The 393-nt window shown below is 42.2% G+C and carries 1 protein-coding gene; it reads right to left on the bottom strand.

Annotated elements, in window-relative coordinates:
- Positions 1-210: 210 nt before the first annotated feature.
- A partial coding sequence (locus tag LIR34_RS17660) for a hypothetical protein (protein WP_002283382.1) occupies positions 211-393 on the bottom strand: 183 nt, incomplete at its 5' end.

Genomic DNA, 393 nt, shown 5'->3' with positions numbered 1-393 from the left:
AAAGCGCTCTGAAGTTCCTATACTTTCTAGAGAATAGGAACTTCGGAATAGGAACTTCAAAGCGTTTCCGAAAACGAGCGCTTCCGAAAATGCAACGCGAGCTGCGCACATACAGCTCACTGTTCACGTCGCACCTATATCTGCGTGTTGCCTGTATATATATATACATGAGAAGAACGGCATAGTGCGTGTTTATGCTTAAATGCGTACTTATATGCGTCTATTTATGTAGGATGAAAGGTAGTCTAGTACCTCCTGTGATATTATCCCATTCCATGCGGGGTATCGTATGCTTCCTTCAGCACTACCCTTTAGCTGTTCTATATGCTGCCACTCCTCAATTGGATTAGTCTCATCCTTCAATGCTATCATTTCCTTTGATATTGGATCATA

The sequence above is a fragment of the Blautia sp. MSK17_66 genome (assembly GCF_020538025.1).
Classification (GTDB): domain Bacteria; phylum Bacillota; class Clostridia; order Lachnospirales; family Lachnospiraceae; genus Blautia_A.
Note: the sequence above shows the minus strand (reverse complement) of the source record. Positions and strands in the feature narration are given on the sequence as shown.